Annotated in this window: 8 protein-coding genes; all 8 read right to left on the bottom strand. The window is 41.0% G+C overall.

The features are described 5' to 3' along the window. Positions 1-98 precede the first annotated feature (98 nt). The 8 genes from DK865_RS11475 to ileS all read right to left on the bottom strand — a co-directional run bounded on the left by DK865_RS11475 (position 99) and on the right by ileS (position 11,428). On the bottom strand, positions 99-242 hold the full coding sequence (locus DK865_RS11475; protein WP_071788542.1) for a Hok/Gef family protein: 144 nt from the start codon (positions 240-242) through the stop codon (positions 99-101). Positions 243-726: 484 nt separating this feature from the next. Further along, the gene (carB, locus tag DK865_RS11470) at positions 727-3,954 is read right to left on the bottom strand and encodes a carbamoyl-phosphate synthase large subunit (protein WP_109391973.1); all 3,228 of its coding nucleotides are present in this window, start codon (positions 3,952-3,954) and stop codon (positions 727-729) included. A gap of 17 nt (positions 3,955-3,971) precedes the next feature. Continuing rightward, entirely contained in the window at positions 3,972-5,135 is a 1,164-nt protein-coding gene (gene carA, locus DK865_RS11465) for a glutamine-hydrolyzing carbamoyl-phosphate synthase small subunit (protein ID WP_109391972.1), read from the bottom strand. A gap of 434 nt (positions 5,136-5,569) precedes the next feature. Then, positions 5,570-6,391 carry a 4-hydroxy-tetrahydrodipicolinate reductase gene (gene dapB / locus DK865_RS11460; RefSeq protein ID WP_109391971.1) on the bottom strand — a complete coding sequence of 274 codons (822 nt, stop codon included), beginning with the start codon at positions 6,389-6,391 and terminating at the stop codon, positions 5,570-5,572. Positions 6,392-6,624: 233 nt separating this feature from the next. Further along, positions 6,625-7,578 (bottom strand): 4-hydroxy-3-methylbut-2-enyl diphosphate reductase, encoded by a 954-nt coding sequence (ispH, locus tag DK865_RS11455; RefSeq protein ID WP_023580932.1) that lies wholly within the window; start codon positions 7,576-7,578, stop codon positions 6,625-6,627. Next, positions 7,559-8,029, bottom strand: coding sequence for an FKBP-type peptidyl-prolyl cis-trans isomerase (gene fkpB / locus DK865_RS11450; RefSeq protein ID WP_023580933.1), 471 nt, complete (start codon positions 8,027-8,029; stop codon positions 7,559-7,561). Before fkpB ends, ispH begins: the two co-directional genes overlap by 20 nt. Positions 8,030-8,098: 69 nt before the next feature. Next, positions 8,099-8,614, bottom strand: coding sequence for a signal peptidase II (gene lspA / locus DK865_RS11445; RefSeq protein WP_023580934.1), 516 nt, complete (start codon positions 8,612-8,614; stop codon positions 8,099-8,101). A 3-nt stretch (positions 8,615-8,617) separates the two neighbouring features. Further along, positions 8,618-11,428 (bottom strand): isoleucine--tRNA ligase, encoded by a 2,811-nt coding sequence (ileS, locus tag DK865_RS11440; RefSeq protein ID WP_109391970.1) that lies wholly within the window; start codon positions 11,426-11,428, stop codon positions 8,618-8,620. Positions 11,429-11,449 lie beyond the last annotated feature (21 nt).

Here is an 11,449-nt window from a genome sequence, read left to right as displayed (position 1 = left end):
TTAGTCGCAGGTTCATCTAAATTTTAAAGACAAGGTGCTTGTATCACAAACCTAACAACTTGAAGAAAAATTGTGGGGAGAATAACTCCCCCACCAAACTATTTATCACACATCAAAATAGCTTGAACGACTGTGTTCCCATCACTAATGTTAAGCGAACATAATCGTTCGCCTACAATCAAAGTAAAACAGAGTACGGTCACACAGATAACAGTAATGCCAAGTAAGGTTATTTTCGTCAATTCAATTGACTCCTTTCGGAAAAGGAGACAAAATCAAGTTGCTAGTTTTGAGTCTGTCCCCGGATTTTATGAAAATAGAATTCGGGGCTTTTCTCTTTTTGGTGCTTGCAAAATGCTTGAACCAAAATGATCCAAGCACCCGCCAATATAGTAACAGAAATTTCTCTACCGACTATACCTTACCCGTGGTAGACGCTAAATATTTACCAATTAAAACAATGTGTTACTTGTTGACGCAAAATAATTTACGCTTGACTTAAGCGCCCCAAAAAGACAAAATAAAACCGCTAAAACAAAGAAATCAACATGCTTATTTTCTTGACTCCTTACTCGAAAAAAAGATCCGCCCCCCCTTCTTTGTTTTACACTCGCCCCAAATAAATGTATTTGAGGCTTTCTTTTTTTTCATAAAACAGAGAAAAACAAAAAATCCCGAATACAAGTTTCCTCATAGTCGGGATCATTATTACGACAACAATTAAACTTAAGCTTTATTTATCTTTTCATGCATTTCTTGAACTGAAATAACACTCGCTGTAGGGTCCGCCGTTAATGACAACGTTGTGGCAAATCCACCATTTAATGTGGTGTCATAATGGACTTTATATCTTAATGCACTGCGGCGAATAATTTTAGAATCTTCAATGGCTTGACGACCAGATGTGGTATTAACAATATAGTCATATTCACCATTTTTAATTCTATCTTCAATATGCGGTCGCCCTTCATGCACTTTATTGACTAAACGTGGATTTATTCCCGCTTCACCTAATACAATGGCTGTACCATGTGTCGCATCTAATTCAAATCCACTTTTTAGTAATTTCGTCGCTAAGTCAACAACTCGCTTTTTATCCCCCTCACGCACTGAAAGAAGCGCTCTACCTTTTTTCTTCATGGTAGAACTGCTGCCTAACATCGCTTTAGCAAAGGCTTGAGCAAAGGTTGTTCCAACCCCCATCACTTCGCCTGTTGAACGCATTTCAGGTCCTAAAATCGGATCAACACCGGCAAACTTATTGAAAGGTAAAACCACTTCTTTTACAGAGTAATAAGGTGGGATAACTTCTTTTGTAACCCCTTGCGCTTCAAGGCTTTGACCAATCATGACACGCGCGGCGACTTTGGCTAATGGCACACCAGTGGCTTTTGACACAAAAGGCACTGTACGAGCGGCGCGAGGATTGACTTCAATAAGATAAACATCATCACCTTTCACCGCGAATTGTGCGTTCATTAACCCTTTTACACCTAATTCAAACGCAAGCTCACGGACTTGTTTACGCATCACATCTTGAATGTCTTTGCTTAGGGTATAAGCAGGCAATGAGCAAGCAGAGTCGCCGGAGTGAACACCCGCTTGTTCGATATGCTCCATAATGCCGCCAATCACAACTTGTTCACCGTCACAAATCGCATCAATATCGACTTCAATCGCATCATCAAGAAAACGGTCTAATAAGACAGGGGCATCGTTCGACACGCTCACTGCAGTTTGGAAATAGCGACGTAAATCGACTTCGTCATAAACAATTTCCATTGCGCGTCCACCAAGTACATAAGAAGGACGTACCACCAGCGGATAGCCAATCAATTGTGCTTTTTCTACCGCCTCTTCTAAAGTGGTCACCGTAGCATTTTCAGGCTGTTTAAGCCCTAACTTATCAACCGCTTTTTGGAAACGTTCGCGGTCTTCTGCTTTATCAATAGCATCCGGAGTTGTACCAATAACAGGCACACCTTCAGCTTCTAGTGCTCTGGCTAATTTCAGCGGAGTTTGTCCACCATATTGAACAATCACTCCTTTTGGCTTCTCTATACGAACAATTTCAAGCACATCTTCAAGTGTTACCGGTTCAAAATAGAGTCTGTCAGAAGTGTCGTAATCGGTTGAAACCGTTTCAGGATTACAGTTCACCATAATGGTTTCATAACCGTCTTCACGTAACGCAAGCGCCGCATGAACACAACAATAATCAAACTCAATACCTTGACCTATACGGTTTGGTCCACCACCTAAGATCATGACTTTAGGTTTATCTTGATGTGGATTTGCCTCGCACTCTTCTTCATAAGTCGAGTACATATAAGCTGTATCAGTAGCAAACTCTGCAGCACAAGTATCAACACGTTTATAGACCGGATGGAGTTGATATTGCTCTCGTAACTGGCGAATAACATGCTCTTTTACGTTAAGTATTTTAGCTAAACGTGCATCGGCAAAACCTTTACGTTTTAACTGACGCAAGAAATCAGCACTTAACCCTTTGATACCCACTTCTCTGACTTTTTCTTCAAGGCGAACAATTTCTTCTATTTGAACTAAGAACCAACGGTCAATATTGGTGAGGTTAAATACACCATCAACAGACAGTCCTGCTCGGAAAGCATCTGCGATATACCAAATTCTGTCTGAGCCCGCATCTTTTAACTCTCGACGAATTTTCGTTAATGCTTCAGGATCGTCTAAATCAACTTTAGGATCAAAACCTGTCGCTCCAACTTCGAGACCTCTTAATGCTTTTTGCAAGGATTCTTGTTGTGTTCTGCCAATTGCCATCACTTCGCCAACAGATTTCATTTGCGTTGTTAATCTATCATTGGTTCCTGCAAATTTTTCAAAGTTAAAGCGAGGAATTTTCGTCACAACATAATCAATAGAAGGTTCGAAAGAGGCTGGCGTTCTTCCACCAGTGATATCATTCATCAGTTCATCGAGGGTATAACCTACCGCTAATTTTGCAGCGACTTTCGCAATTGGAAAGCCTGTTGCTTTAGATGCAAGTGCTGATGAACGAGAAACCCGAGGGTTCATTTCGATAACAATCAAGCGTCCTGTTTTAGGATCAACGGCAAACTGAACGTTAGAACCGCCAGTTTCAACGCCAATTTCACGTAATACCGCCATCGAGGCATTACGCATAATTTGATATTCTTTATCAGTAAGTGTTTGTGCGGGTGCGACTGTGATGGAATCTCCCGTATGAATTCCCATTGCATCAAAGTTTTCGATAGAACAGACGATAATGCAGTTGTCGTTTTTATCGCGCACCACTTCCATCTCATACTCTTTCCAACCAATGAGTGATTCATCAATTAACAGCTCATTGGTGGGTGATAAATCTAAACCTCGGATACAAATTTCTTCAAATTCTTCACGATTATAGGCGATACCACCACCGGTTCCGCCCATCGTGAATGAAGGGCGAATAATGCAAGGAAAACCAACTTGTTCAGCAACAGCAAAAGCTTCATCAAGATTATGTGCAATACCTGAACGCGCAGTATCTAAACCAATTTTTTTCATCGCTTTATCAAAGCGTTGTCTATCTTCTGCTTTATCAATTGCATCGGCTGTTGCACCAATCATGGTGACACCAAACTCAGCTAAAACACCTTGGCGCTCTAGCTCTAACGCACAGTTCAGTGCAGTTTGTCCCCCCATTGTCGGTAATACCGCATCAGGACGCTCTTTTTCAATGATTTTTCTCACAACTTGCCAGTGAATAGGCTCGATGTACGTTGCATCGGCCATTTCAGGATCGGTCATAATGGTTGCAGGATTTGAATTTACCAAAACAACACGATATCCCTCTTCACGTAGGGCTTTACATGCTTGGGCGCCTGAATAGTCAAATTCACACGCTTGCCCGATCACAATCGGTCCAGCGCCTAAAATCAGGATTGTTTTGATATCTGTTCTTTTAGCCATTTTCTTTCGCTCCTGATTTATTTGGTTGTCACTGATTGCAGGTTTTGACGATATTGCGCGATAAGCTCGATAAAGTGATCAAAAAGAGGTGCGGCATCATGCGGTCCCGGGCTGGCTTCTGGGTGACCTTGGAAACTGAAGGCTGGTTTATCTGTGCGATGAATACCTTGCAAGGAACCATCAAACAGAGATTTATGTGTCACACGTAAATTGGCGGGAAGAGATGTTTCATCAACGGCAAACCCATGATTTTGCGCTGTGATCATCACCGTATTTTTATCTAAATCTTTAACAGGATGATTACCACCGTGATGACCAAATTTCATTTTGATGGTTTTTGCACCGCTAGCTAATGCTAATAGCTGGTGCCCTAAGCAAATACCAAATACCGGAATATCTGTGGTTAAAAAAGTTTGAATGGCGTTAATGGCGTAATCACAGGGCTCTGGATCCCCGGGACCATTGGAAAGGAAAATACCCTCAGGAGAAAGCGCGAGTACCTCTTGTGCTGAGGTGTGTGCTGGCACAACCGTCACTCGACATCCTCTATCCACCAACATACGTAAAATATTACGTTTCACACCAAAATCATAAGCCACAATATGCAAAGGTAATTCAGCCGCTAATTTAGCTACGGGTAATTCATTTTCTCGCGTCCAACTTCCTTGAGTCCACTGGTAAGGCTGTTTAACAGTGACTGCTTTGGCTAAATCCATTCCCTTTAAACCGGGAAAGGCTTTGGCTTTTTCGAGTGCCAATTGGGTATCAAGATGTTCACCTGCGATGATACAACCGTTTTGCGCACCTTTTTCTCTCAACAAACGAGTTAACTTACGTGTATCAATATCCGCAATAGCGACGATATTATGGCGTTTAAGATAATCAGATAACGTTTCTTGGGCACGATAGTTGCTCATCACTAATGGCAAGTCGCGAATAATCAAGCCTTGAGCATGGATTGTTTCTGATTCTTCGTCTGAACGATTAACGCCGGTGTTGCCAATGTGGGGATAAGTGAGAGTAACAATTTGTTGGGAGTAAGAAGGGTCGGTTAGTATTTCTTGATAACCGGTCATTGAAGTATTAAAAACGACTTCACCGATGGCGGCGCCTTCTGCGCCAATCGACTTGCCGTGGAATTCGGTCCCATCTTCTAGAACCAGTATAGCTGATCTAATCAAAACGCCCTCCAGAGAATAATAAATCACATTTCATGCATATTAATTCAGATTTAAGACTCTAAATCAATGCCAAAAACATAAAATTGGGCAAATTTTTGGCAAATTGGGCGCATTCTAAAGATCGAATGAGCAGATGTCTAGAAAAAACACCTTTTTAATTTAAAAAATATCAATTATTAGCAAATTAGTCATCCAAGTGACAATTTACACCATCAATCTTACAAATTTAACCGTTTACTTACCAAGATAACTTAAAAATAGAATAAGAAAGAAGAAAAATGAGGGTTTTGTGGATTTAGAGAAGTAAAAATGGACAAAAAACAAAGATAATCAACAAAAATAACAAACAAAACAAAAATAAAGAATATATAAAACAAAAAACTCATAATTACAAATATAATCATGAGTTTTCAATCAGTTAAAATAAATAAAAACTACAAATCCTCAAGAGAAAGAACATCTTTCATATTATAAAGACCTGATTTTTTATCACCTAACCAAATAGAGGCTTTAACAGCACCATTTGCAAAAGTCATTCGACTGGAAGCCTTATGACTTATCTCTACTCGCTCGCCAATATCAGCAAAGATCGCGGTGTGCTCTCCCACAATATCCCCAGCGCGGATCGTTGCAAAACCAATACTTTGGGGATCACGCTCTCCCGTATGCCCGACACGCTCATAAACCGCACACTCTTTAAGATCACGACCTAATGCATCTGCAATAGATTCACCCATCGCTAATGCAGTACCTGATGGCGCATCAACTTTATGACGATGGTGCGCTTCTACAATTTCAATATCACAGTAAGAACCCATCACTTTAGCGGCTTTTTCAAGTAATTTAAGCACCAAGTTGACACCAACACTAAAATTAGCGGCAAACACAATTGGGATCATTTTGGCGGCATTTTCAATCGCTTTTTTACCTTCATCATCAAAGCCTGTCGTACCAATAATCATGCCTTTTTTCTGTTCTACACAAAATGCAATATGAGAAAGTGTTCCTTCAGGACGTGTAAAATCAATTAACACATCAAATTTGTCTGTTTGAGCCAGCAAATTATCAGTGATTGTGACGCCTAAATGTCCGATACCCGCTAATTCTCCGGCATCAGCACCAATCAATGAAGAATTAGTACGCTCAAAAGCAGCACCTAAAACGGTTCCTTCTTGTTGAGAAATTGCCTGAATTAATTGGCGCCCCATACGACCACCCGCACCAACAACGGCAAGACGAAGTTCTTTTGCAGACATAACTCAATTTCTCCTTAACAATACTTATTATCTCTATTTATTATTTACAGATTAGCGATGTCATCCACTTGATGCCAGCATTTAACGTTCGAGATAAGAAAAACACACAAAACTGTAGTTATTATCAGTAAAAGAGATGAACAGCATGATTATTCATTTAACTTTACTTTATATATAAAAAAAGCAGAGTTGTTCACTCTGCTTTTTGAATTCACTATCACATTTAAGTGAGGTTATTCGATAACTTTATAATCTAGACGAAGCTCTTTAGGGACTTCAAAAACAATATTTTCTTCACGCCCTGATAATTCGACCACGTCATCAGCACCAAAGGTTTTTAAACGTTCTAATACTTGTTGAACCAAAATATCGGGCGCTGAAGCGCCAGCAGTAACGCCAACAATATTTGCATTAGCCACCCATGACTCATCAATATCTTCAAAGCTATCGATAAGATAAGAAGGCTTACCTGCACGCTGGGCAAGTTCCGCTAAGCGATTAGAGTTTGATGAGTTCTTTGAGCCAACGACAAAGACAACATCCGCTTTTTCTGCAAGCTCTCTAGCGGCTTCTTGGCGATTGGTTGTTGCGTAGCAGATATCATCTTTACGAGGCCCAATAATTTTGGGGAAGCGTGCATTTAAAGCATCAATCACTTCAGATGTATCATCAACAGAAAGCGTTGTTTGGGTCATAAAGCAAAGATTATCTTCATCTTTCACTTCTAATTTCCAAACATCAGCAGGCGACTCAACTAAATACATTCCCCCTTCGGGATTGTTGTATTGCCCCATTGTGCCTTCAACTTCAGGGTGTCCTGCATGACCGATTAAAATCGCTTCTTTGCCTTTACGGCTCGCTCTTGCCACTTCCATATGAACTTTAGTAACTAATGGACAAGTTGCATCGTAAAGCATGGTTAAATTACGTGAGCGAGCTTCTTGGCGAATAGCTTGGGAAACACCATGAGCAGAAAAAATTAAAATCGCGTTATCGGGTACTTCTGAAATTTCTTCAATAAAGATAGCACCACGTTCACGTAAGTCGTTAACGACGTAGCGGTTATGAACAACTTCGTGACGAACATAAATAGGTGCGCCATAGATTTCCAGAGCGCGGTCAACAATGCTGATAGCTCGGTCAACACCCGCACAAAATCCTCGTGGGTTAGCCAGCAGTATTTGCATGTGTTGTTTCCTCCTCAGGATTAATGCTGACAACTTCAATATCAAATGTCACTTCTTCTGACGCTAACGGATGATTAAAATCAACGGTGACAGAGTCTTCAGTAACATCTCTTACAATGCCGGGCATTTCACTGCCATTCATTGCTGTAAATAGCATAATAGTGCCAGCCTCAGGCACCCCAGACTCTGCAAAATCAGAAGGCATAAAGTATTGGATCAAGTCAGGATTGTATTTACCAAAAAGATGTTCACCCGCAAGCGTAAAGGTTTTTTTATCTCCTGTAGATAATCCCAATAATTCCGCTTCTAAGGCTGGCGATAAACTGTCATCCCCTAAACGAAAAAGAGCGGGTTTACCATGCGCTTGTGTAGATTCAGCAACAGAGCCATCGGCTAACTTTAAAGTGAAATTCAGCAACACTGCGCTGTCGTTGAGTACCTGCATAACCATACGAATACCTTCTATTAAGCGTAACCCCCGCCATAAGGCAGGGGTTATTTTAGTTAACTTCTTGTCTGATTACTTTTGCTTTTTTGTCTCTTGAGGACTGACATTTTTATCAGGGAAAAAGCTCTCAATAATAATAAGCCCTGCACCAATACAAATCCCCATATCAGCAATATTAAAGGTAGGCCAATGCCAATCTCCGATATAAATATCAAGAAAATCGATGACAAACCCGTGGATCAGACGATCAGAGAGATTACCCAATGCTCCGCCAATAATTAGCGCATAAGCAACGTTACTTAGTTTGGCGCTCGCTTTGTTTTTATACATCATTACCAATAAAGTAATGCAGATTGCCAATGCAATCAGTGCAAAAAACCAACGTTGCCATCCCCCTTTATCTGCTAAAAAGCTAAAGGCAGCACCATAGTTATGCGCGTAAGTGAAGTTGAAAAAAGGCATCACAGCAACAGATTCATACAGACGAAATGTCTGCATGAAATACTGTTTTGTTCCTAAATCCAACACCACTACGGCGACGGCTAGCCATAGCCAGCGTAAACCTGTAGAGCAAAGTGTTTTCTTCATTAATTAAGCAAACTTACGTTCTTCACCGTTACCGGCTACGTTAGTAACACAGCGTCCGCATAATTCAGCGTGTTCCGCTACTTGACCGATATCTGTCGCATAATGCCAGCAACGAGGGCATTTTTCGCCATCTGCTTTATTAAAGGCGATTTTTAAACCCGCCATATCAGAAGCTAATGCTGTTTCTGGTGCTTCATTAATATCTGCCACTTTCGCTTGGGAAGTTAATAAAACAAAACGCAGTTCGTTACCTAACGCATTTAACTTATCTGCTAAAGCCTTATCTGCATACAGAGTGACTGATGCTTCTAAAGAACCACGCAGTTGTTTATCTGTACGAGCTTGCTCTAATACTTTGTTGACTTCACCACGAACGGCGAGTAATTCAGCCCAGTAGTCATCATTTAAAGTTTCTGATGCATCTAAGCCAAATAAGTCGGTATACCATTCTTCCGTTAAGACATATTTTGCACGTTCACCAGGTAACTCATTCCAAATCTCATCTGCTGTGAATGACATAACTGGCGCCATCCAACGAACTAATGCTTCACTGATATGGAATAACGCAGTTTGGCAACTACGACGAGCAACACTATCGCTTTTCGCGGTGTACTGTCTGTCTTTAATGATATCTAAGTAGAAAGACCCCATTTCTACTGAACAGAACTGCATTAAGCGTTGAATAACATTATGGAAATCGTAATTTTCATAGTGTTTTAAGATATCCGCTTGTGCTGCTTTCGCACGACCGACTGCCCAGCGATCTAACGTGACCATATCTTCTGGTTTAACTTGGTGTTTTGCAGGATCAAATCCATTCAAGTTAGCTAAGAAGAAACGCGCGGTATTACGAATACGACGATAAGTATCCGCAGAACGTTTTAAGATCTCATCAGATACGGCGATTTCACCTGTGTAATCTGTTGATGCAACCCATAAACGTAGGATATCGGCACCCAATTTATCCATCACGTCTTGTGGACTTACTGTGTTACCGATAGATTTAGACATTTTACGACCTTGTCCATCGACGGTAAAACCGTGTGTTAACACTTCACGGTAAGGTGCTTTGCCTTTGATTGCCGTCGAGATCATCAGCGAAGACATAAACCAACCACGATGTTGGTCAGAGCCTTCTAAGTACATATCTGCTGAATTGCCGTGGAACTCTGGACGGTCATCAACAACCGTTGAGTGTGTTGATCCTGAATCGAACCAAACATCCAGTGTATCTGGCGTTTTCATATAATCGTCAGCGTCATCACCCAGCACTTCACGGATATCTAAATCCCACCATGCTTGAATACCACTCACTTCAACACGTTTTGCCACTTCTTCCATCAACTCTAAAGTACGTGGATGTGGCTCTTGAGTCTCTTTGTGAACAAACAGAGACATTGGCGTACCCCAAGTACGTTGACGAGAAATACACCAGTCAGGGCGGTTCTCAACCATTGATTCAATACGTGCTTGACCCCAGTCAGGGATCCATTTAACACTTTTGATCTCTTTTAATGATTGTTGGCGTAAACCGTTTTTATCCATGCCAATAAACCATTGTGGTGTAGCACGGAAAATAACTGGCGTTTTATGTCTCCAACAGCAAGGATAACTATGCTGTAAGGCTTCATGATGTAACAGAGCACCTTTTTCTTTTAGCAGTTCAACAATGACATCATTGGCTTTAAAAACAAAAACGCCATCTAATGTTGGATAAGTACCCGCTAAATAACAACCATTTGGACCAACAGGGTTTGCAACTTCTAAACCGTATTTTTGACCAACAACGAAGTCATCAGGACCGTGACCTGGTGCAGTATGAACAGCACCTGTACCTGCTTCTAATGTTACGTGATCACCTAAAATGGCAGGCACATCAAAGCCCATAAATGGATGATTAAAGCGCAGTAGCTCTAAATCAGCACCTTTACACTCACCTAAAACCGCCCAGCTTGTTACGCCAATGCGTTTCATTACGCCTTCAACAAGATCAGCAGCTAAAATCACGCATTCATCGTCAAAAGAGACTAAGGCATAATTAAATTCTGCATTTAATGCGATAGCGCGGTTAGCAGGCAATGTCCAAGGTGTTGTTGTCCAGATAACCAAAGAAATTGGTTTATCTGTTGTTGTATGAAATTTTGCAGCAACTGCATTTGGATCAACGGCGGTAAAACGCACATCAATTGAAGGGGACGTTTTATCGTAATATTCAACTTCAGCTTCTGCCAGCGATGAACCGCACGCTGTACACCAGTGAACAGGTTTAGCCCCTTTTAACAGGTGACCATTTGCGATAATGCGCGCTAATGCACGGATAGTATTCGCTTCAGTTTTATAGTCCATTGTAAGATAAGGTTTTTCCCAATCTCCTAGAACACCTAAACGAATAAAATCTTTTTTCTGTGCTTCAATTTGCTCGTAAGCATATTTACGGCATTCCTCGCGGAATTGCGCTGCAGATATTTTCTCTCCTGGTTTACCTACGATTTGTTCAACTTTTAGTTCGATAGGTAATCCGTGACAATCCCATCCTGGAATGTACGGAGAATCAAAGCCTGACAGCCCTTTGGACTTAATAATAATATCTTTGAGAATTTTGTTTACTGAGTGACCAATATGAATATTGCCGTTGGCGTATGGAGGACCATCGTGCAAAATAAATGTTTTCTTACCACTTTTAGCCTGACGAATTGCTTGATACAAACCTTCTTTGTACCAACGGGATAACATCTCTGGCTCGCGCTTTGCTAAATCCCCGCGCATAGGGAACCCTGTTTCTGGTAAGTTCAGGGTATTTTTATAGTCACTCATTCGATTCTCAGTTCCAATTTT

Origin of the sequence: Proteus cibi (assembly GCF_003144405.1) — a bacterium.
Taxonomy (GTDB): domain Bacteria; phylum Pseudomonadota; class Gammaproteobacteria; order Enterobacterales; family Enterobacteriaceae; genus Proteus; species Proteus cibi.
Note: the sequence above shows the minus strand (reverse complement) of the source record. Positions and strands in the feature narration are given on the sequence as shown.